General features: G+C 33.0%; 20 protein-coding genes. 8 read left to right on the forward strand and 12 right to left on the reverse strand.

Annotation, left to right across the window (positions count from 1 at the left end; genetic code table 11):
• The first annotated feature begins 7 nt into the window (after positions 1–7).
• A complete protein-coding gene (locus NZ698_RS02760) occupies positions 8–520 on the forward strand; it encodes a hypothetical protein (protein WP_263001568.1) in 513 nt (170 codons plus the stop codon).
• A 134-nt stretch (positions 521–654) separates the two neighbouring features.
• On the forward strand, positions 655–2,007 hold the full coding sequence (locus NZ698_RS02765) for a DEAD/DEAH box helicase (protein ID WP_263001569.1): 1,353 nt from the start codon (positions 655–657) through the stop codon (positions 2,005–2,007).
• Positions 2,008–2,064: 57 nt separating this feature from the next.
• On the opposite strand, the gene NZ698_RS02770 is transcribed toward NZ698_RS02765, so the two are convergent.
• The 6 genes from NZ698_RS02770 to NZ698_RS02795 form a co-directional block, all read right to left on the reverse strand.
• Positions 2,065–2,532, reverse strand: coding sequence for a hypothetical protein (locus NZ698_RS02770; protein ID WP_263001570.1), 468 nt, complete (start codon positions 2,530–2,532; stop codon positions 2,065–2,067).
• A gap of 3 nt (positions 2,533–2,535) precedes the next feature.
• Positions 2,536–3,192, reverse strand: coding sequence for a GDSL-type esterase/lipase family protein (locus NZ698_RS02775; RefSeq protein ID WP_263001571.1), 657 nt, complete (start codon positions 3,190–3,192; stop codon positions 2,536–2,538).
• Positions 3,193–3,262: 70 nt separating this feature from the next.
• Positions 3,263–3,721: a lipocalin-like domain-containing protein gene (locus NZ698_RS02780; protein ID WP_263001572.1), complete on the reverse strand. Its 459-nt coding sequence runs from the start codon at positions 3,719–3,721 to the stop codon at positions 3,263–3,265.
• A 197-nt stretch (positions 3,722–3,918) separates the two neighbouring features.
• A complete protein-coding gene (locus NZ698_RS02785; protein ID WP_263001573.1) occupies positions 3,919–5,082 on the reverse strand; it encodes an iron-containing alcohol dehydrogenase in 1,164 nt (387 codons plus the stop codon).
• Between the two features lie 113 nt (positions 5,083–5,195).
• Positions 5,196–5,870, reverse strand: coding sequence for a hypothetical protein (locus tag NZ698_RS02790; RefSeq protein ID WP_263001574.1), 675 nt, complete (start codon positions 5,868–5,870; stop codon positions 5,196–5,198).
• 614 nt (positions 5,871–6,484) lie between these two features.
• Positions 6,485–6,742, reverse strand: coding sequence for a hypothetical protein (locus NZ698_RS02795; protein ID WP_263001575.1), 258 nt, complete (start codon positions 6,740–6,742; stop codon positions 6,485–6,487).
• Positions 6,743–6,898: 156 nt separating this feature from the next.
• Between NZ698_RS02795 and NZ698_RS02800 the strand changes: the two genes are divergently transcribed.
• On the forward strand, positions 6,899–9,436 hold the full coding sequence (locus tag NZ698_RS02800) for a phosphoenolpyruvate carboxylase (protein ID WP_263001576.1): 2,538 nt from the start codon (positions 6,899–6,901) through the stop codon (positions 9,434–9,436).
• A gap of 33 nt (positions 9,437–9,469) precedes the next feature.
• Positions 9,470–9,994, forward strand: a complete 525-nt coding sequence (locus NZ698_RS02805) for an SMI1/KNR4 family protein (protein ID WP_263001577.1) — start codon at positions 9,470–9,472, stop codon at positions 9,992–9,994.
• Positions 9,995–10,105: 111 nt separating this feature from the next.
• On the opposite strand, the gene NZ698_RS02810 is transcribed toward NZ698_RS02805, so the two are convergent.
• Entirely contained in the window at positions 10,106–11,710 is a 1,605-nt protein-coding gene (locus NZ698_RS02810) for a S8/S53 family peptidase (RefSeq protein WP_263001578.1), read from the reverse strand.
• Positions 11,711–11,880: 170 nt separating this feature from the next.
• On the opposite strand from NZ698_RS02810, the gene NZ698_RS02815 reads away from it, so the two are divergent.
• The 4 genes from NZ698_RS02815 to NZ698_RS02830 are packed head-to-tail and all read left to right on the forward strand — an operon-like array spanning position 11,881 to position 14,963.
• Entirely contained in the window at positions 11,881–13,008 is a 1,128-nt protein-coding gene (locus NZ698_RS02815; protein ID WP_263001579.1) for a DegT/DnrJ/EryC1/StrS family aminotransferase, read from the forward strand.
• Positions 13,009–13,434, forward strand: a complete 426-nt coding sequence (locus tag NZ698_RS02820) for a hypothetical protein (protein ID WP_263001580.1) — start codon at positions 13,009–13,011, stop codon at positions 13,432–13,434.
• A 39-nt stretch (positions 13,435–13,473) separates the two neighbouring features.
• Positions 13,474–14,496, forward strand: coding sequence for a UDP-glucose 4-epimerase GalE (gene galE / locus NZ698_RS02825; RefSeq protein WP_263001581.1), 1,023 nt, complete (start codon positions 13,474–13,476; stop codon positions 14,494–14,496).
• Positions 14,497–14,528: 32 nt separating this feature from the next.
• Positions 14,529–14,963, forward strand: coding sequence for an adenylyltransferase/cytidyltransferase family protein (locus tag NZ698_RS02830; protein ID WP_263001582.1), 435 nt, complete (start codon positions 14,529–14,531; stop codon positions 14,961–14,963).
• Between the two features lie 56 nt (positions 14,964–15,019).
• On the opposite strand, the gene NZ698_RS02835 is transcribed toward NZ698_RS02830, so the two are convergent.
• The 5 genes from NZ698_RS02835 to pnuC all read right to left on the reverse strand — a co-directional run bounded on the left by NZ698_RS02835 (position 15,020) and on the right by pnuC (position 20,866).
• Positions 15,020–17,527, reverse strand: coding sequence for a TonB-dependent receptor domain-containing protein (locus tag NZ698_RS02835; protein WP_263001583.1), 2,508 nt, complete (start codon positions 17,525–17,527; stop codon positions 15,020–15,022).
• 167 nt (positions 17,528–17,694) lie between these two features.
• Positions 17,695–18,720, reverse strand: a complete 1,026-nt coding sequence (mltG, locus tag NZ698_RS02840) for an endolytic transglycosylase MltG (protein WP_263001584.1) — start codon at positions 18,718–18,720, stop codon at positions 17,695–17,697.
• Positions 18,721–18,753: 33 nt separating this feature from the next.
• Positions 18,754–19,524, reverse strand: coding sequence for a diaminopimelate epimerase (dapF, locus tag NZ698_RS02845; protein ID WP_263001585.1), 771 nt, complete (start codon positions 19,522–19,524; stop codon positions 18,754–18,756).
• 92 nt (positions 19,525–19,616) lie between these two features.
• Positions 19,617–20,192, reverse strand: coding sequence for a hypothetical protein (locus NZ698_RS02850; RefSeq protein WP_263001586.1), 576 nt, complete (start codon positions 20,190–20,192; stop codon positions 19,617–19,619).
• A gap of 5 nt (positions 20,193–20,197) precedes the next feature.
• On the reverse strand, positions 20,198–20,866 hold the full coding sequence (pnuC, locus tag NZ698_RS02855; RefSeq protein ID WP_263001587.1) for a nicotinamide riboside transporter PnuC: 669 nt from the start codon (positions 20,864–20,866) through the stop codon (positions 20,198–20,200).
• Positions 20,867–20,917: the final 51 nt, after the last annotated feature.

Raw genomic sequence — 20,917 nt, forward strand, 5'->3', positions numbered from 1 at the left:
TTTGGTTATGATGAAATCATTTTTTGCTAGTGCTTTAATGTGTTTTAGTTTATTTTTAAATGCACAGAAAGAAGCCGATGAAGGTCTTTTAGGAGATTTTGATGGTAATGGAACCAAAGAATTTGCATATATCAAAATTAATGATTGCGGTGAGGAATGCGATGGGAAATGTGAATCTGTAATTTATTTTAGTGACAAAAAATTAAAATCATTTACTATTTCTCCTGCAAAAAGCGGAACACTCTATAATTTAAAAGATCTAAATAACGACGGTAAAGACGATATCGGGTTTTATCCTAATTGGTGTACAAGTTGTTGGCATCCTTTTTATGTTTATTCTTTTCGTAAAACAGGTTGGGAAGCATTAGTGAAACCAATTTCAACTCACTGTTCTCAATGGGAGAGTGATCAGTTTCCAATTAAAAAAGATCCGAAGAAGAAAGGATTTGTCATAGTTACGACAAGTGAGTTTGTGGACGATGATATTAAAGTAGTCAGTAGAAGCATAAGGATTCAATAATTTTATTAAGAAAAAGAAACAAAATCTTCGGCAGATTTTATTCATTCAAACGAATAGCTAAATTAAATTTTTGATAAAAATATTGTTGTTTTTGAATCAAATTAACAATCGAAATATTTGCCTATCTTTGCAAAATGGAAAAACTCACTTTTGCAGATTTTGACCTTCCGGTTAAAGTTCTTGATGTTTTAGCAGATTTAAATTTATTTGAGCCTACTCCAATTCAGGAGAAGAGTATAGGTCCTATCCTTTCAGGAAGAGATGTGATGGGAATTGCACAGACGGGAACAGGGAAAACGTTAGCTTATCTTTTACCGGTTTTAAAGACTTGGAAATATAACAAAACAGGAAATCCTACAATTGTTATCTTGGTTCCTACAAGAGAATTGGTGGTTCAGGTATCAGAAATCGTTGAAAAACTGACAGAGAATATCACTGCAAGAGTAATCGGAATTTACGGAGGGAAAAATATCAATACGCAAAAGCTTTTATTCAACGACGGTTGCGATATTTTGGTGGGAACTCCTGGGCGTATCATGGATTTAGCGATTGATAATGCCATTTCATTAAGAGAAGTTCAGAAACTGATCATTGATGAGTTTGACGAAATGCTGAATTTGGGTTTCAGGCCTCAGTTGACACACATTTTCGAAATGATGCGTGAAAAAAGACAGAATATTCTTTTCTCTGCAACCATGACGGAAGCAGTTGACGAAATGCTGGATCAGTATTTCGCAGGTCCTATTGAAATTTCATTGGCAAAATCTGGAACTCCTCTTGAGAAAATCGAACAAACTGCTTACAAAGTTGAAAACTTCAATACAAAAATCAACTTGCTTGAATATTTGTTGAAGAACAATGAAAATATGACTAAAGTCTTGATTTTTGCTAATAACAAAAAGCATTCAGATTTATTATTTACAAAGATCAATGAGCTTTTCCCTGACGAATTTGATGTAATTCACTCCAACAAATCTCAGAACTACAGACTGAAAGCGATGAAAAGCTTTGAAAAGGAAGAAATCAGAGGCTTGATCACGACCGACGTTATGGCGAGAGGATTAGATATTTCAAATATTACTCACGTTATTAACTTTGAAACCCCTGAAGTTCCGGAACAGTATATTCACAGAATTGGTAGAACAGGTAGAGCTGATAAAGATGGTAAAGCCATCACTTTTGTAGCTAAAAAAGAAGAAACTCTGGTTCTTGACATCGAATTATTGATGGATAAAGAATTAAGATATATTGATTTCCCAGCCGAAGTGAAAATCAATCCTAAAAAGATTATTTCTGAAGAAGATGTGATCTTAATGAAAAATCCTGCTCAGGCAAAATTATTTGATGGAGGTGGTGCTTTTCACGTAAAGAAAGACAAAAACAAAAAAGAAAACTGGGGTGGCCCTTCAAAAAGAAAAGCTCCCAAAAAATTCGGAGCCAATAGAGCACAACAGAAAACAATCTCGAAATCAAAGAGAAAGAAATAAAAAAACGATTCCAATTTTGGAATCGTTTTTTGTTATTTTCAGCGTTTTATTTTTGAATCATTCGCAGTCATCTTCATGCAGAAAATTTAGTTCATCATCGCGCTGAACATAATCTCTTGAAATTCCTGGTGGATTGAAAAGTCCCCAATCGTCAACAATAAAATGTTTTGGATTAAAACCTTCCACCCACTCAATAAAGATAATTTTGAATTCTTCAATCAAACTTCTGATGATTTTATAATATTTGGCATCTTCGAAATCAAACATTTTTAAAGTATTTCCAGTTACTAAAATATCTTTTGCCGCTTTTCTAATGATGGCAGCATTTTCCATTTTAATATCATATAATTTTACAGCTTCTGCACCGGAAATTTTTGCCTGCATCATCAAACTGTCTTCTAAAAGATTCAATTTGATATACTTCAGATGCTCATTATCTTCAGGAAAAAGATCTGTGATAGTCTTCAAAGCTTGAAAAATCTCTTCCGCTTTTTTCAAAATGGGAGTTTCTAGATGTGATCGCATATTTTATTTCATATAGGGATTCATGACCTTTGTCCAAAGTCTATAACCTTCCGGAGTCATATGAAGCATATCTTCTACAAAAAGATCTTTTCTTACATTTCCGTTGACATCATTCATTATCTCTGTAATATCTATGAACTCAGCATTTTTTTCCTTCCTCATGAATTTCGCAATTTTCTTATTGGCTTCTTTCATTTGTGGCCAAAGCTTTTCGCGGCTCGGAGAATATTTTATTGAAATGAAATCCACTTCTATATTCGGAAATTTTTCACGTACTTTTTTGTAGAAAGTTTTGAATCTATCAACAATAATATCAGCTTTTAATTTGGCATCATCTGCAAAATCGTTTTCACCACAATAAATGATAATTTGTTTTGGCTGATAAGGTTTTAGCAAATCTTCAGAATAATAATTTAAATCGGTCAGTCTTGAACCTCCAAAACCTCTGTTGATAATTGTTTTACCGGGAAAGTATTCTGAAACATCCTTCCATTTTGTGAAAGATGAGCTTCCTATCAAAAGAATTGTGTTATTGGGTGGAGCAGATTGCTGATTTAATGTTTTGAAATTCTGGATGTCCTGCCAAAACATAGGCTTTTTTTCCTGCGAATACATAAGGGCAAACATCAGCAACAGAAATCCTGCAAAAATCTTCTTCATTTTTATCTAAATTTTATTGGAAATTAAATATAATAAAAAACTCCCGAAAATTTCGGGAGTTAAGCAGTTTTTATCTTTTATAACTTCTGTAAACGTAATCGATGACCATATCTCCGTTGTAATCAATACTGTCGAACATTTCCATCAGTCTTAATTCGCTGTTGCTCAAAATGTCGACTCTATAAGGTCTTTCGTTATCATTTTTGTATTTGATGACCAGAATTTTCTTTTCGGCATCATAAGTATAAGTACCTTCTGTCTTTTCACTTGTACATGTAGCACCAATACCTGTAACTGCAGTGTATGCTGCATAATAATCGATCCTGAATTCTGTTGTGCTTTTTGCGCTGCAGCCTGTAGGAGTAATGGTAGAGAGTACAGTTTTATTATCTTTTCCGGAAATTATTTCTTCTTTTGTATCTTTCCATTCACCTTTCAGCATGTCCAGTTCAAAACCTTCGACATCATCATCTTCGCATGAACTAAGCGCTAAGGCTGAAAAGGCAAATAAAAGTAGGTATTTTTTCATTTTCACATATTTAAGATGCTAAAATATAAATAAATTTCAAATATTTATAATGAAATTAAGGTTTTTTAAACTAATGTTTGTAAAAACTATAATTTTTAAGATTCAAGACAGAAAATAAAAGTTAGAAGCTCTGAAAATTTAAGTGTTCGAAATAAAAATTCAGATCTTTTAGCATTTTTAGAATACATTTATATGTTTTAGTAACTCATTTCGACAATCTTGTAGGCATCTTTTGGAGTTAACTTTTTAAGTTCACCCAAACCAACCCAATTTCTTTCTGTAAAAGCTTTTTCGATTCTTTCAGCAGTATTTTGATAATGGTCTGTGTAATCTGAAAGTTTGGTCTGAATTTCCAGACTATGAAAAAACTCTTCCAATTTTTTGATAGCGGCTTCCGCTTTTTCTTCTATGTTTCCTTCTGTGATTTTCCATACTCTTTCTGCATATTGCGCCAGTTTCTCTTTTTTAGTTTCAAAATTGTAACGGTAATGAGAAGGTGCGATAACAGCAAGTGTTCTTGCGTGATCAATTCCGTAATAAGCCGTCAATTCGTGTCCCATTGCGTGAACTGCCCAATCTGTGATCACCCCTTTTTGAATCAGCCCGTTAAGAGCCATTGTGCAACACCACATGAAGTTTCCGGCAGCATCATAATCAAAATTTTCAGACATTACTTTCGGTGCAGTTTCCTGTAAACTAATTAAAATACTTTCTGCAATTCTTTCCTGAAGATCGGCAGAAGACGGAGCAGTCATATATTGTTCTAAAACGTGAGTGTAGGCGTCTGCAATTCCGTTGGCAATTTGTTTTTTAGGAATTGATTTTACTACTTCCGGATCTAAAACAGAAAATTGAGGAAATAATCCTGGACCACCAGATGATAATTTTTCATTGGTTTCTCTCCTTGAAATTACATATCCGGAATTCATTTCAGAACCCGTTGCAGGCAAAGTAAGAATTGTCCCGAAAGGCATTCCTCCACCTTCTAAAGTTCTTACAGGTTTTTTAAGGATTTCCCAAGATTCGCCCTCGTAATTAGCTGCAGCAGAAAGAAATTTCACACCGTCAATCACAGAACCACCACCAACAGCTAGAAGATAAGTAACATTATTATCTTTAATAACTTTTAAAGCTTCCAATAAAATCTCGTATTCCGGATTTGCCGGAACTCCGCCAAATTCCTGAAGATCATGATCTTTTAAAGCTTCTTTTACCTGTTCGTAAACACCATTGCTTTTGATGCTTCCACCACCGTAAATCATCAGTATTTTAGCATCCTTTGGAATTTCTTTTGAAATTTTTTCAATTTCACCTTTTCCGAAAAGTATTTTTGTTGGATTTTTTAATTCAAAATTAAGCATTGATCTAAATTTAATTGAGACCAAATTTACGCATTGAATAATGAAAACTCAGTTAATGAAAGTTTAAAATTTGTATGATTGAGTTTTGTTTAAACTATGGAAATATTCAGAAATTAAATTTGTTTATTTTCCTTAGCAAACCTTTCACGATATATTGTAAGATAAGACCTTAATTCGGATTCTGTTACGTCTAAATTATCAATTTGGATCTCGATTTTTTCACTTTTATAGTAAAACTGTAAATAATTAACTATACTCTTGAAGTCATGCCTTGATTCCTTTGAAGAAAATGTTCTTGAAATAATTTTTTCATTTTCTATATCATTCCAATTCATTAATGATTTTTTTGACATCTGGACTCCTTTTCCACTTATGTTAATAGCTATTGAGTTCATCTTTTTTATTTCTAGAAAAATCATAATCAGAGAAAAAACGATTGCTGCAATTGGTATTATGGCAAAAACAATTAAACTTTCTGTGTCAATTTGTGAAGGAAGAGTTAAAGAAAAAATACTTATAATGATGAATACCAAATTACTAGCACAATTAGTCAAAGAGATCGACTTGGAATTTTTAATCTGAACCTCCTCTTTTTCAATTATTTCTGAACTCAAGTTTACAATTATGTGCTTTTGAATGTAATATTCCCTATATAGTAGTATGTTCACAATTGTGGCAACAAAAAAAATAAGAGATATAAAAAAAATATTTTTCAGGAAATATAGTCCAAGAGAAAATGTGATCACTCCAAACAAAATATCAAAAAATACACCGAAACTATTTTTCATCTAATCATCTGTAAAATCTAAATTTTTTTATGAGTTTCCTCCATTTTTTTCTGATGAAATATATGACTCTCTCGAGATTTTATTTCATTGTTGGTCTTTATAAGATTCATAAGGGAATAAATGATAAAAGGAATTAAGATTAACGGGATTAATGTATAAAAAGTGATTCCATCTTCAATCGTTAAATATGTAGAAATTCCAGTAGTAATGATCAAAACTAAAGTATAAAAAAACAGGATTGATTTTTGTTTTTTCTTAGTAATTTTTAATTCTTCGAGACTTTGGTCTGAAAGTATTTTTTTTTGCATTATTGTGTCTTATTATCAATTTAATGATCTTAAGCATGCAAATACTGTGCAATTTTATGATGATTTTGCTTTCTGGATAATATAAAACGCAACGCTAATCGTTAATTATTTGATTATAAGTCTTATATTTTTAATGAAATATTTTATTTTAAAAAAATAAGTCCTTTGTGAAGGAGTTTTGGTGCTGTTTTTAATAATAAAATCTACAAATATAGATTTCTGAATAGCCCCTTAATCCATAAATATATCTATTTTGCACATTTTACAGAAATTTTCTGGGAATATTATTTTCCATGAAAACAACAATTATTGCTTTAAATTGATGAGTCTTGATTTAATCTCATCACGAATATTTTTTAATTTAAAATAAGAAGACAAAATAGAGTAGCTTGATAATATGGGTAAGAAGGTTATTAATCCAAAGCCTTTTTCAGCTGTTACAAAAATGGAAATCCCAACGATGAAAATCATCACTATTGAATTTCTTATAAAATCTTTATTGGTTTTTTCTTCATTACGATACAACTCATCAATGCTTTGTTCTTTTAAAGGTTTCTCGTTCATAATAGGTGATTGTATGCCATTAATTATATAAAAATAAGCTTAATTATTTTAAACAACGCATTTAGCGTCAAAATGTTTTGTTAAATAAATCAAAATTTCACAGTTTTTTAAACTCAATCACTCGCAATTAAATTTAAAATCTATTACATTTGTTGTATGAGACACGACGAGCGCGCAGAAAAATTCAGGCAGATTGTAGAAAATAAATTTCAAATCTACAATTCATTATTTATGAGCCTGCCTTATGATAAAATGACCAATATCGGGATGCTTCTCCCATTTTTATATGAAGAAAGCAAAGACGGTTATCAGGCAGGGAAAACTCCGGAAGAGATTGTTGAAGAATTCTTCACCAATCATACCGATTTGCAGACTGAAGAACAGAAACTTGAATTGCTGTTTAAGATCATTCAATATATTGAAAGACAGGTTGTTTTGTTTGACAGTATTGAAGATGCGGCTTTCCCGAATTTACATTCTGAAAGTGACAGCGGAACAGTTACCAATCTTTTTGAACGTTCTCAGCAAGATCATAAGCTCGAAAAAGTTCGCGAAAAATTGAGAGATTTTACTGTGAAGGTTGTTTTTACGGCGCATCCAACACAGTTTTATCCGAGTTCGGTACAGAGAATTTTGCATGATCTGAGAAGATCCATTACAGATGACTCGATTACCAATATCGATATGCTTTTGCAGCAACTGGGAAAAACGCCTTTTGTAAACAAAGAAAAACCGACTCCGATTGATGAAGCTTTAAGCATCATTCATTATCTGAGATACGTTTATTATGATACTATCGGTGAACTGTTTACTAAAATCAAAAAAACTTTCGGCAACGGACATTTTCATTTGCATGAAGATCTGATTCAGCTTGGTTTTTGGCCGGGAGGTGACAGAGACGGAAATCCCTTTGTGACGGCAGATGTTACGAAAAGAGTTTCAGAAGAACTTCGTTCTGCCATTTTAAAATCATATTACGGAAACTTGAAGGATGTAAGAAGAAGACTGAGTTTCAGAGGAGTTTCTGAAGTTTTTGCACAATTGAGCACTGAATTGTATTCAGCAATTTTCAGAAATGAAAGAATCACAGCAGAACATATTCTCAGTAGGCTTGACGAAGCTGAGAAAATATTGGTGGAGCAGCACAATTCGCTTTTTCTTGATCTTCTTCAAAATTTCAAGGATCGTGTGAAAATCTTCGGAACTCACTTTGCGACTTTGGATATCAGACAAGACAGCAGAATTCATCAGCAGGTAATTGATGATGTTTACCAAGCGAAATTTGGAAAAAATGCTGAAGTTTCTAATGACGAGAAATTTAATCAACTGATACAGCTATCAGAAAAAATAGATGCTGAACAGTTTGAGGATATTATAAAAGATACTTTGATCAATGTTGCTCAGGTGAAAGATATTCAGTTTGAAAATGGAAACCGTGGGATGAACAGGTATATTATTTCAAATTCTGATGCGGTGAAAGATGTAATGAATGTATATGCGTTTTTCAAAATTTCCGGTTATAAGGATGAAGAAATCAATATGGATATTGTTCCGCTTTTTGAAACGATGGAAGGACTTGATAATGCAGAAAGCGTAATGACCGAATTGTATCAAAACCCAATCTATCAAAAACATTTAGAGAGAAGAGGAAATCAGCAGACGATTATGCTTGGTTTTTCAGACGGGACAAAAGACGGAGGTTATCTGAAAGCTAACTGGGAAATATACAAAGCGAAAGAAGTTTTGACCAAATTGTCAGAAGAAAACGGAATTAAGGTGGTCTTTTTTGACGGACGCGGAGGTCCACCAGCAAGAGGAGGCGGTAAAACACACGATTTCTATGCTTCGCAAGGGAAAACAATTGCCAATAATAAAATCGAATTAACGATTCAGGGACAAACCATTACAAGTATTTTCGGGAATAAGGAACAGGCGAAATTTAATTTTGAACAATTGTTGACTGCAGGAGTTGAAAATGATGTGTTTAAAAATTCCAAAAAAGATTTAACTGAGAAAGAAAGAGCTTTAATTATTGAACTGGCAAATATCAGTTATAAAAAATATTCAGATCTAAAAGCTCATCCGATGTTTGTACCTTATCTTCAGGAGATGAGTACTCTCGAGTATTATGGGAAAACCAATATCGGAAGCCGTCCTTCAAAACGAGGAGGCGGAAATGAGTTGAAATTTGAAGATTTAAGAGCCATTCCGTTTGTTGGATCCTGGTCACAATTGAAACAGAACGTTCCCGGATTTTTCGGTTTCGGTTTTGCAATGCAGCAACTGAAAGAAGAGGGTAGATTTGACGAAGTAAGAGAATTGTACAAAGGTTCTGATTTCTTTAAAACTTTAGTTTTGAATTCAATGATGAGTATGAACAAGTCATACTTTCCTTTAACTTATTATATTAAAGACAATCCTAAATTCGGTGAATTCTGGAATGTTCTTTTCAGCGAATACAATCTTTCAAAAGACATTATGCTTGAACTGACAGGTTTTAAAATGCTGCAGGAAGAAGATCCGTTGTCAAGAAAATCGGTAAAGATCCGTGAGAAAATTGTACTTCCCTTATTGAGTATTCAGCAATATGCTTTAATGAAAATTCAAAAAGGAGAGGGCAATAAAGCTGCATATGAAAAACTGGTGACGAGATCGCTGTTTGGTAATATTAATGCGAGTAGAAATTCTGCGTAATGTTTTCATTAAAATTTATTCAAAATTAGATCTATGAAAGAAATCTTACTGGCAATTTCATTATTATCAATTCAACTTGGAGATGCTTATGAAAATGCTTCAACGTTTCAAATTCAGAAAAAATGGTTAGGCTTTCGAGCGGCGAAATCTAAGGAAATAAGTGAGACAGAAAAAAGGTTGAATATAAAATTACCAGAAGATTATAAAACCTTTCTTAAAATAACTAATGGGTTTTCTGCTTCTAGTACATTAAAGCCTACATTTATGGAGATTGAAAGTGTGGATTTTTTAAAGAATTTTGATACAATTATCATAAATGCTTGGAAAGATGCTGGAGATTTTGAAACTGCAAATATTCTTGAACGAAGTATTTTAATTGCGGGAAAAGATCAAGAACAGTATTTTCTTTTAATTCCACCTAATGATGAAAATGGTAAATGGCGTTATTGGAAATTTGCATCATGGCAGGCTGGAGAAAATGAATTTGAAAATTTAGATAGTTATTTTAAGAATGTTTTAAAGTTTTATGAAAAAGAGAATACACAAACTATTAATTAAACTTATTTCTCTAAATCTTTTATTTTGTATCTGTTAGAAACAAAAATTTCAATGTTTAAAATTTAAAATAAATAAATAAGCCTTCCAAATCGGAAGGCTTTTGTTTTTCATTTATTCTTTCAGAAATTTCTCATAATAAACCTTATCCTTAACCTGAATTTTCAGATAATAAGTTCCATTAGAAAAATCCTGAACATTGATTGATTTTTGATTTTTTGATTTTAAAACTGATCTTCCCAAATTGTCAAAAACTTCAAGAGACGAAACTTCGCCTTCGGTGGCAACATTTAAAATTGTTTTAACAGGATTAGGAAATATTGAAATTTTCTCTCTTTTTACCAATTCAGAAGTATTTAAAACCGAATTATATAAGCTTCCGAAATTTAATATTCCGTAACCCGTTTGATTATTTGTATTTGGATATAGAGATGCAGTTTGTCTCAATTTAGTTTTCATCAAATCTCTGCTCATCGTAGGAAATGCCTGTATCAAACAGGCAACGCCGCCAGCAGCAATTGGTGTAGCAATCGAAGTTCCTGAAACTACTGTTGTGGAATTGTTACTTACCGTTGTAGATGCAGTTCCTCTTGCACTTGCATCTGGTTTGATAACACCTAATGAATTGGGTCCGAATGAGGAAAATCCTGACGCAGATCCTACAGAATCTACGGATCCAATTGTGAAAACCTGCGCATTGTCTGCCGGAGTTGTAATATAATGCCACGTTTGTTCTCCCGAATTTCCTGCGGCAATCAAAACAAAAATACCTTTACTTACTGCAATCTGACTTGCTCTTCCGATAAAAGAAGTCGTTCCGTTCATGTTGGCATAAGTGTAACTGTATTTTGGATCATCAAAAACATTATAACCCAGAGATGTAGTAATGACATCCACTCCTTTTCGATCTGCTTCTTCGGCAGCTTCGATCCAGTATAATTCTTCCTCAGGAACTTCAACAGTTGCATTTTCACTTCGATACAAATAAAAATCTGCATCCGGAGCAGAACCTACAAAGGTGTTTTGAATATATCCTCCGATTGCTCCTAAAACAACCGTTCCATGTCCGTTTAAACTTCCGTCATAAATATTGGCAGTTTTGGTAACAAAATCGTAACCGCCTTTAATTTTGTTGTTTGTCCATAATCTTGAAAATGCAGAACCCGTATTGACAGTAGGAAAACCAGTGTCAATTACGGCGATGGTAACACCTGTTCCTGTAAATCCGGCAAGGTGAAGCGGTCGAAGATTGATCTGATCAATCTGTTCAGATCCCGAACCGTAATTGAAAACAGTTAAATTCTTTTGAGCCAGTTCAAGGCTTTCCCATTTATTGACAGCTTGAGTTTTTAGAACAAGAGAAGAATTTTTCGCAAAACTTTCTACTGACTGCACAAAAGGTTGAGCTTTAATTAAATTTACCTGAGCCTGATTGGCATTTACAGCAACTCCGTTCAACCATTTCGAAGAATCGGTGATGGTAAATCCTAAATTTTGTAAATTCTGAATATACGACTGTTCGATAGGAGCATCCTGATCATTCAGAGGAATTCCTAAAGTCGTTCTTCTTGTCAATGCTTTTTGACTCAATTCTGATAAAGGATTTGCATAAAATGCAGCTTTGTTGGGTTTGTTATTAAAATATACAAAAACCAGTTCGCTTTGTGCCTGAACAAGACCATAACTAGCTATAAAACAAAATAATAAAGCTTTTTTCATTTATTTATTTTGTATAAAGATAAAACAATTTCAATAAAATTTTTGAAAGGATTTTAAAATCCTTATTTTTACGAAAATATTTGTTGGTGAAACCGCTATCCAAAACTTTACGTAAAATAGCATCAAAAAGTAAAGCGGTTACATTTGACTTAGAAAAATAAAATTGACGTATGAAAAAAATACAGATGGTTGACTTGCAAAGTCAGTATTACAAAATAAAAAATGATGTAGATAATGCGGTTCTTAATGTGTTGGATTCTGCAGCGTTTATCAACGGTCCTGAAGTAAAATCTTTTCAGAATGAGCTTGAAAATTATTTGGATGTAAAACATGTAATTCCATGTGCAAACGGTACAGATGCTTTGCAGATTGCTTTAATGGCTTTAGATTTACAGGAAGGCGATGAGATCATTACTGCTGATTTTACTTTTGCTGCAACTGTTGAGGTGATTCATTTACTTAAATTGAAATCTGTCTTGGTAGATGTTGATTATGATACATTTACGATCTCGACTGAGCAGATCAGAAAGGCAATTACTCCAAAAACTAAAGCAATTATTCCTGTACATATTTTCGGACAGTGTGCGAATATGGAAGAGATTTTAAAAATTGCTGAAGAACATAATTTATTTGTGATCGAAGATGATGCACAGGCAATTGGTTCTCAGTTTACATTTTCAGACGGAAGTGTAAGACATGCGGGAACAATGTCAACGGTTGGTACAACTTCTTTTTTTCCATCTAAAAATTTAGGTTGTTATGGTGATGGTGGTGCAATTTTTACCAATAATGACGACTTAGCATATAAAATAAGAGGAATCGTCAATCATGGAATGTATGAAAGATATTATCATGATGAAGTTGGGGTAAATTCAAGATTAGACAGCATTCAGGCGGCAGTTTTAAGAAAAAAACTTCCAAACTTAGATTCTTATAATGACGCGAGAAGAAAAGCGGCTGATTATTATGATGAAGCTTTTTCAGCAAACGAAAATATTTTAACGCCGAAAAGAGCTGAATATTCAACGCACGTTTTTCACCAATATACTTTAAGAATTCTAAACGGAAAGCGTAACGAATTACAAAAATTCTTAACTGAAAAAGAAATTCCGGCAATGATTTATTATCCTGTAGCTTTAAGAAAACAAAAAGCTTATTATCAGGAAAGTAATGATGCAGATTTTGTGAATACAGACAAGCTTTTGGATCAGGTGATTTCTCTTCCGATGCATACAGAATTAGACGAAGAGCAGTTGAAGTATATTACGGATGCTGTGTTGGAGTTTATGGCTAAATAAATGAAAAAAAAGGTTTTCAAATATAAATTTATTTATTGGATTGCTCTTTTAGTAAATCTGTTTTTTTTTATTGCTTTCGGATTTGGGATTTATAATAGAATAGTCCTTAATTCTATTTTTGATTTATATTCAGTAATAATTTTCATAGTTGCAATACTTTCTGTTCTATCATCTTTATTATTAATTAAAAAAAACAATTTATCAATTTTAACTTTTTCAATATCCTTAGTTTTGATTTCTTCAATGATTGCATTCAGTATTATTAAGGCAATTTTTGAAGGGTATTATGGAAATGACTCATTAGATTATATTATGCCACCAATTATCTACTCAATATTGTTTGGTCTACTATTTTTAATTATAAAATATAAATCTAACAATGATCATTTTCAATTAGAAATTGATCAAATTGGACAGGAAGAATAAAAATTATTTATTACTAAAATAACATCACTTATAAAAACAATGGCAATACTTGTAACAGGCGGACTTGGATACATCGGTTCTCACACGGTTGTAGAACTAATCAATAATAACTTTGAGGTTGTTATTGTAGATGATTTATCCAATTCAGAAAAATTTATTTTAAATAATATCGAGGAAATTACAGGTAAGCGACCTATTTTTTATCCTTTCGATTTAAAAAGAAAAGAACTTCTCAATCAGGTTTTTGATGCCCATAATATTGAGGGTTGTATCAATTTTGCAGCGTTTAAAGCAGTTGGCGAAAGTCAGGAAAAACCGATTGATTACTATGAGAATAATTTATTTTCGTTAATCAATATTCTTCAGGAATTTAAAGCAAGAAAAATTTCAAACTTTATTTTCAGTTCGTCTTGCACTGTTTACGGACAAGCAGAAGAAATGCCGATCGACGAAAATACACCTCTAAAAATGCCTGAAAGTGTTTATGGTAAAACAAAACAGATGGGAGAGGAGATTCTGAAAGACTTTGCCCAGTCTTACAAAAGCAAAATCTGTCTGTTGAGATATTTTAATCCAATTGGAGCACATCCTTCATCATTATTAGGAGAATTGCCAATCGGAGTTCCAAATAATTTAGTTCCTTATGTAATGCAGACTGCTGCAGGAATTCGTGAGAAACTGAGCGTTTGGGGAAATGATTATCCTACAGAAGACGGAACAGCGGTTCGGGATTATATTTATGTTGTAGATTTAGCAAAAGCTCACGTTGCTGCTTTGAAAAGTTTACTCCATAAAAATTCAGAAGAAACTGTTATTGATATTTATAATTTGGGAACAGGAAAAGGTTCATCCGTTTTAGAGGTTGTTCAGGCTTTTGAAAATGCAAACGACGTTGCGGTTCCGTACAAAATTTGTGACAGGAGAGAAGGTGATATTACCGTAGCTTATGCTAATGCGGACAAAGCAGAAAGAGAACTTAGTTGGAAATCTGAAACTTCTTTGGAAGAAGCATTAAAAACGGTATGGGAATGGCAGAAGTATTTAGAATCAAAAAAAAATTAATTTTTTAACTTAAATTACACTCATAAAATATAATGAAAACCGATAGAATAGGAATTACGTTTTCCTCATTTGATTTGCTTCATGCAGGTCACATCAAAATGCTTGAAGAGGCAAAAACAGTTTGTGATTATTTGATTGTTGGATTACAAATTGATCCTTCTCATGACCGTCCCACAAAAAACAGACCCACGCAAACTATTGTGGAAAGATATATTCAGTTGAAAGCTGTGAATGCGGTTGATGAAATCATTCCATACTATACAGAAGAAGATTTAGAAGATATTTTAAAATCTTTTGTGATCGACGTAAGAATTATCGGAGACGATTACATGGACAGAGATTTCACCGGAAAAAAATACTGTGAAGAAAAAGGTATTGAGATTTTTTATAATAAAAGAGATCACCGCTTTTCTTCGAGCGATTTAAGAAAAAGAATCTACGAAGCTGAAGTTGCAAAACTGAAATAAAAAAATTCCCGAAAATTAATTTTCGGGAATTTTTGTTTATATCATTAAATACTTGATTACATCGGACCTTGTTGATCGTCTCCTGTAGCATTAGAATTTACGTCTTTCTTTCTTTTCGGTTGCTCGATCTTTTCACCCTGCTTGAATCTGTAGGTTAAAGAAACTGCAAACTGTCTTGGCTGCCATTGCATATAAGAATCTCTGCTAAATTCTGCAGTATTTGTAGTACTTCTCATTGCACGGGTATTGAAAATATCCTGAATATTGAAACTTACTGTTCCGTTACCGTCCCAAATTGTTTTCGATGCACCGAAATTTAATGCATACATATCATTTCTGGTCTGGTTTTCTGTTTTCTGAGCTCCTCTGTAGAATCCTTGTAACTGGAAGCTGAAAGTTTTATCAACTTTGAAAGTTGAAGTCAATCTTGCTCTTGTTGAGAAACCTGATCCTTCAAAAGATAATGGTTTTCCTAATAATTCAGGAGCATTAGATATTCCTGTTGTTGTGTAACCGAATAAGTCGACGTTTCCTAAGAATTTCAACCATTTTGTAGCATCCCAATTAAAGTTTAAATCTAAACCATAACGATCATCATTTCCTAAATTGATAGGTTTTGTATGGAAAGCTCCTGCTAGATCAGAATATACCAACATCTTCACATCATCCGTTGAATGTCTGTAATAAAGAGTTGGATTGATTGTAAATTTTCCTTTTGAAATGCTGTATCCGAATTCGTAAGAATCTACGTAAGAAGGATTTAAATCTATATTTCCGTCAAAGATATTCTGATTATCAGTATAGCTAGGATTCGGAATCAAAAAGAAAGATCTTGGTCTGTCGATTCTTCTTGAATAATTTACTAAAAACTGATTGTCTTTTGCAATTTCGTAGCTTAAGAAAACAGATGGGAATATATTATTATAAGTCTTTTTACTATTGATGTTCTCTGTGTAATAATCTAAATTTGAATATTTGATATCAACTTGAGAATATTCATTTCTAAGTCCTAACTGATACCCTAATTTACCAACTTTACTTTTAAACTGTAAATATCCTGCATTGAAAATCTCTCTGTAATAAGCATTGTAAGTGAAGTTATTCAGAAAATGAAATTCAGGGTTTGCAACAGTTCTCTCTAAAACATCATTGTCATAAACATTTTGATTAATGTCTAATCTGTAACCTGCTTCTATTTTTGAATTTTCACCAATAGGAAGTTCGTAATCAGCTTTACCTACCAACGTTTTATTTTTCGTGGTTTGATTGATTACATTCTGCAATTGAAAAATATTGTTTTGAGTCTGGTTTACATCAGTATCGTTATACGAGCGATTACTTTGCAAACTTGCAGACACCGAAAGATTTTGTCCTTTATCATCAAACTTGTGATCTAAACCTAAATCTGCCTGAAAAGCAAGGTTGTCATTAGAACCGGTATTCATTCTGTTGACAAACGAATTTGGATTTTTGAGAAAACGGTAGTCATAAGTAACGTTACCAATATTGTCACTTTCGAAAGTTCTTACAGTAGCAGATGCATTCACAGATGTTTTATCAGAAATATCATAAACGATACCTGAAGATGCATTGTAGTTATTGTTGTTACTGTTTGTAATGGATTCCTGACCAGTGAAAGTTCTATCATTATCCATAGCAGCATTAAAAAATGTTGCGTTGTTTCTATTCGTGTTTTTTGATTCACGATAACCGCCACCGCCATTTAAAAACCATGTTAAGTTTCCTTTTCTCCAGCTCAAATTGGTATTTAAATTGGTTTGAGGCAAATATCCCAAAGTTCCGATAACGCTACCGTTGAAACCTGTTTTTTTAGATTTCTTTAAAATAATATTTAAAATACCTGCAGTTCCGCTTGCTTCAAATTTTGAAGAAGGGTTGGTAATCACCTCTATTCTTTCGATCTGATCAGCAGGAATACTCTGTAAAGCATTTGCGCCATCGTCAATTCCTAAAAGGGCAGAAGGTTTTCCGTTGATCAGGAATCTCACGTTTGAGCTTCCTCTCATCGATACCGTTCCGTCTGTGTCTACTGAAACTGATGGTACATTTGAAAGTACATCCTGAAGATTTCCTCCCTTACTTACAATATCCTGAGACGGATCGTAGGTTCTTTTGTCAAGCTCAACTTTATAAGGTTTTGTTGCAACAGTAATCGTCACACCTTGGATATCCTGAGTTTTTAAATTTGTTGCAGAAGCTTCAGCTTCAATAGATAATGCACCGATATTTCCGGCCGCCGAAATCTGCTTATTGATTACACTTTTCTTGTAATCTATTGCTTCAACCGAGATGTCATAGTTTCCCGGAGTCAGCTCAAGATTGTATTGACCTTTTTCGTCGGTTAAAGTAGCATCGCTGAATAGTTTATTTGCTTTATTGCTAAAGGTAACAGAAGCATAAGGTACAGGCTGGTTGCTTTTGTCTACAATAGTTCCCGTAACGCCCACTTTTTCCTGTCCGAAAGCAAAAGCTGCTGCAGATAATACAAAAGTAAGCCCTAAAGTTTTCTTTGTAAAAATGCTGATTATTTCCGTCTGATTCATAAGATATTCTTTAAATGAAATCATGAAAAATACATTTATAATTATGAAATTATTAAACGCTGAATTTTTCAGGTTTCCAAGATTCGTTTATTATTTTTAATAGATTGGTCGCCTTTGAAAGCGAAATGTTAATTATTTAATTGTTAAATTAAAGTTAAATATATTTACTATTTGATATTTTTAGAGTTGAGCCAGTCTTGATACGCTTTAGCATTGATGACGTGCTGTTCTGCACTGGCTGTAAATTTATGATAACCCATTCTCGCAGGATCGGCACACATAAAAATATATTCGTTCTTTTCCGCATCTAAAACTGCGTCCACAGAATTTTTATCAACCACACAGATCGGTCCCGGAGGAATTCCTGCATTGGCATAAGTGTTATAGGGTGATGGAGTCGTCAAATGCTTAAACAGAACTCTTTTGATTGATTCTTTAAAATTGGTCTGCTTATTCATTGCATAAATTACAGTAGGATCAGATTGTAATTTCATTCCTTTTCTGTATCTGTTTAAATACAAACCTGCAATGGTTTTCATTTCGTCCGGTTTTCCTCCCGATTCTTTATAAACGATAGATGCTAAAGCGTAAATCTGATCTCTCGTCAAACCAGATTTCTGTTCTTTTGCTTTTCGGTCAGCAGTCCAAAATCCGTTATACTGATCTTCAAATTTTTTGAAAAACTCTTTTGGAGTTACTGTCCAGAAGAAATTATAAGTATCGATGAAAAAATATTTTTTAAGGTCTTCTGCATTATTGTAGCCCTTCTCAGAAGCAATTTTATTTAAATCATTTACAAATTTTAATGAATCAAGTTCTGTTTTCTTTGAAACTTTCCCCACCATTTGATAAATATCTCCGAAATCCCCGATTCTGAAAGAATTTTCTGTCTGATTTCCGGCTTTGATCATATTCACCAAACTTGTATTGCTTGCTCCTTTTTTGAAATGGTAACGTCCCGGCTTGAAAAACTGATTCATTTGTTTATCTGTAGCGACTTCTGTGAAAGATTCTTTGTTGTCAACATAAGGTGTAATGGAATCTAAAATCTGTTTAAACTCTGCACCATGCGGAATCAAAACATAGCCATCTTTTTCTACGTTGTTACCGTAATATTTTTTATAAAATTTAAAACCAAAAAATCCTGCCACAGCAAGAATAAGGAGTACGATAATGAGAATGCCTTTTTTCATTATGATTAAAATGGATTAAAAGTTTTTTTAAAATTAAAGAAGTTCTACATTTCCTTTAAATACTTGTTTTGCCGGACCTTCAAGCCAAATTTCACGAAAAGAATTCCCGTTTTTTTCAGCATAAACTTTAAGATCGCCGCCCAACGTTTTAACTTTTATGGAAGTTAGATTACTTTTTTGCAGAAAAGTTAAAGCAGAAGCCGTAACTCCGGTTCCACAACTAAAAGTTTCGTCCTCAACGCCTCGTTCATAAGTTCTTACGAAAATTTCATCATCAGAAATATTTTCAACAAAGTTGACATTAATGCCTTTTTCTTTATAATTCTCAGAATTTCTAATGCTGTTTCCTTCTGCAAAAACATTGAAATTTGAAATGTCCTCAACATATTTTACATAATGTGGTGAACCGGTATCTAAAACCGAATCGGTTCCGTCAATGTTGATGTCATTAACGTCACCCATTTTTAGTTTTACAATATCTTGATTGATTTCAGCTTCGTGAAGTCCGTCAATCGCTGTGAAAACTGTTTTGTTATCTTTAAAAATCGAAAGAAAATGTGCAAAAGCAACTGAACAACGGGCTCCGTTTCCGCAAAAACTTTTAGAACCATCAGAATTGTAATAATCTACTTCGAAATCTACACCTTCTTTTGCATTGATTTTAATGAGTCCATCAGCTCCGATTCCGAAACGACGGTCACAAAGTTTCTGAATATTTTTAATTGATAAATCATTCCACTCTCCAGAGCGATTGTCAATCATTACAAAGTCGTTTCCTGTTCCCTGATATTTATAAAATTCCATTCTTTATTTGTCTTAAAAACCAACGTGCAAAATTACTATAATAAAAACGAAAAACGAACAGCCAAGGCTGTCCGTTTACTTATTTAGAATGATTATCTTCTGAATCCTCCACCCGAATTGGATCGTGTAGAATTGTTTTGCTCGGTACTTTGAGGAGCGGAAGGAGCAGGAGCTTGTGTTCTCGTGCTGCTGCCGCTGTTGTTTCTGAAACCACCATTATTACTGTTTGATCTCGGTGCACTTTGCTGAGTTCTTTGCCCGTTATTATTGGGTCCTTGATTTCTGAATCCGCTGTTATTTCTTGTACTGTTGGTATTATTGTTATTTCTCGGATTGGTGTACGAACCATTGTTGTTATTTGGCGTGTCTGTGAATCCGTTGTTAGGTCGTTGCGTTGAACTTCTTTTTTCTACATAAACCTTGTTTCTATTGTTCCCGTAATAATAAGGTACTCCGTTATCGTAATAGTATCTCATATCATTTCTGTAGTAATAACCGTCATTACCATAATATCCTCCAGTATTATAATATCCTTGAGGCGCATAATAATATCCATTATCATAGTAAGGATCTCCATATGAATCTGCGTAACCGTTATTGTAAGACATACAAGAGGTTAAACTCAATGTCACCAATAATGTGAATGCTATTTTTATTAAATTTTTCATCTTTATTAAATATTGTTTTGTTTAAAATTTTTCTTCCATTGAATGTAGCCAATGGTAGCCATCACTGTAAAAACCAAATACTGTACCGAAGTAATTCCGTACCCTTTATAAATATACATAGGGATTGAAATAAGGTCACCTAAAATCCAGAAAATCCAGTTCTCTATGCGTCTTTTTGCCATGAGCCACATTCCGACTAAAAATACGGAAGTCGTAAAAACATCCATCCAATTTGCCCAATCCAGATGATCAAAACCATACTGCACATTTTCGGAGATAAATTGATTATCCAGCAAAGGTTTGTAATAATAGATTGCTAAGACCAAAATAACGCTGAATACAAAAAGCAGAGCAGAAATTATCCATTCTTTCTTTGTAGCCCAGGAAACTTCAACGTGAATATTGTCATCAGAACTTTTGTTCCACAAAATCCAGCCGTAAATACTCATCATTGTATAATATACATTGATCATACAATCTCCCAATAAACCGGCAATAAAAAGTAGATAAACATAAATGATGGTAGAAATGATTCCGGTAGGATAAACCCAGATGTTTTTTTTGATGGAAAAGTAGACGCTTAAAATTCCAAAAATAGTTCCCGAAGCTTCAAGGAGAATTTGTAAATAAGTATAAGATTCATACGGTTTTACAAAAAGGTCATATAAATTCATAAGATCAAAAATAATGAAAATTTAAGACACTTTAAAATGTTATAAAACAGG

This window comes from Chryseobacterium edaphi, from assembly GCF_025628985.1.
In the GTDB taxonomy this organism is placed as follows: domain Bacteria; phylum Bacteroidota; class Bacteroidia; order Flavobacteriales; family Weeksellaceae; genus Chryseobacterium; species Chryseobacterium edaphi.

Coding starts and splice junctions, on each gene's coding strand:
- NZ698_RS02760 (WP_263001568.1), top strand. CDS start 8: ATGATGAAATCATTTTTTGCTAGTGCTTTAATGTGTTTTAGTTTATTT.
- NZ698_RS02765 (WP_263001569.1), top strand. CDS start 655: ATGGAAAAACTCACTTTTGCAGATTTTGACCTTCCGGTTAAAGTTCTT.
- NZ698_RS02770 (WP_263001570.1), bottom strand. CDS start 2,532: ATGCGATCACATCTAGAAACTCCCATTTTGAAAAAAGCGGAAGAGATT.
- NZ698_RS02775 (WP_263001571.1), bottom strand. CDS start 3,192: ATGAAGAAGATTTTTGCAGGATTTCTGTTGCTGATGTTTGCCCTTATG.
- NZ698_RS02780 (WP_263001572.1), bottom strand. CDS start 3,721: ATGAAAAAATACCTACTTTTATTTGCCTTTTCAGCCTTAGCGCTTAGT.
- NZ698_RS02785 (WP_263001573.1), bottom strand. CDS start 5,082: ATGCTTAATTTTGAATTAAAAAATCCAACAAAAATACTTTTCGGAAAA.
- NZ698_RS02790 (WP_263001574.1), bottom strand. CDS start 5,870: ATGAAAAATAGTTTCGGTGTATTTTTTGATATTTTGTTTGGAGTGATC.
- NZ698_RS02795 (WP_263001575.1), bottom strand. CDS start 6,742: ATGAACGAGAAACCTTTAAAAGAACAAAGCATTGATGAGTTGTATCGT.
- NZ698_RS02800 (WP_263001576.1), top strand. CDS start 6,899: ATGAGACACGACGAGCGCGCAGAAAAATTCAGGCAGATTGTAGAAAAT.
- NZ698_RS02805 (WP_263001577.1), top strand. CDS start 9,470: ATGAAAGAAATCTTACTGGCAATTTCATTATTATCAATTCAACTTGGA.
- NZ698_RS02810 (WP_263001578.1), bottom strand. CDS start 11,710: ATGAAAAAAGCTTTATTATTTTGTTTTATAGCTAGTTATGGTCTTGTT.
- NZ698_RS02815 (WP_263001579.1), top strand. CDS start 11,881: ATGAAAAAAATACAGATGGTTGACTTGCAAAGTCAGTATTACAAAATA.
- NZ698_RS02820 (WP_263001580.1), top strand. CDS start 13,009: ATGAAAAAAAAGGTTTTCAAATATAAATTTATTTATTGGATTGCTCTT.
- galE (WP_263001581.1), top strand. CDS start 13,474: ATGGCAATACTTGTAACAGGCGGACTTGGATACATCGGTTCTCACACG.
- NZ698_RS02830 (WP_263001582.1), top strand. CDS start 14,529: ATGAAAACCGATAGAATAGGAATTACGTTTTCCTCATTTGATTTGCTT.
- NZ698_RS02835 (WP_263001583.1), bottom strand. CDS start 17,527: ATGAATCAGACGGAAATAATCAGCATTTTTACAAAGAAAACTTTAGGG.
- mltG (WP_263001584.1), bottom strand. CDS start 18,720: ATGAAAAAAGGCATTCTCATTATCGTACTCCTTATTCTTGCTGTGGCA.
- dapF (WP_263001585.1), bottom strand. CDS start 19,524: ATGGAATTTTATAAATATCAGGGAACAGGAAACGACTTTGTAATGATT.
- NZ698_RS02850 (WP_263001586.1), bottom strand. CDS start 20,192: ATGAAAAATTTAATAAAAATAGCATTCACATTATTGGTGACATTGAGT.
- pnuC (WP_263001587.1), bottom strand. CDS start 20,866: ATGAATTTATATGACCTTTTTGTAAAACCGTATGAATCTTATACTTAT.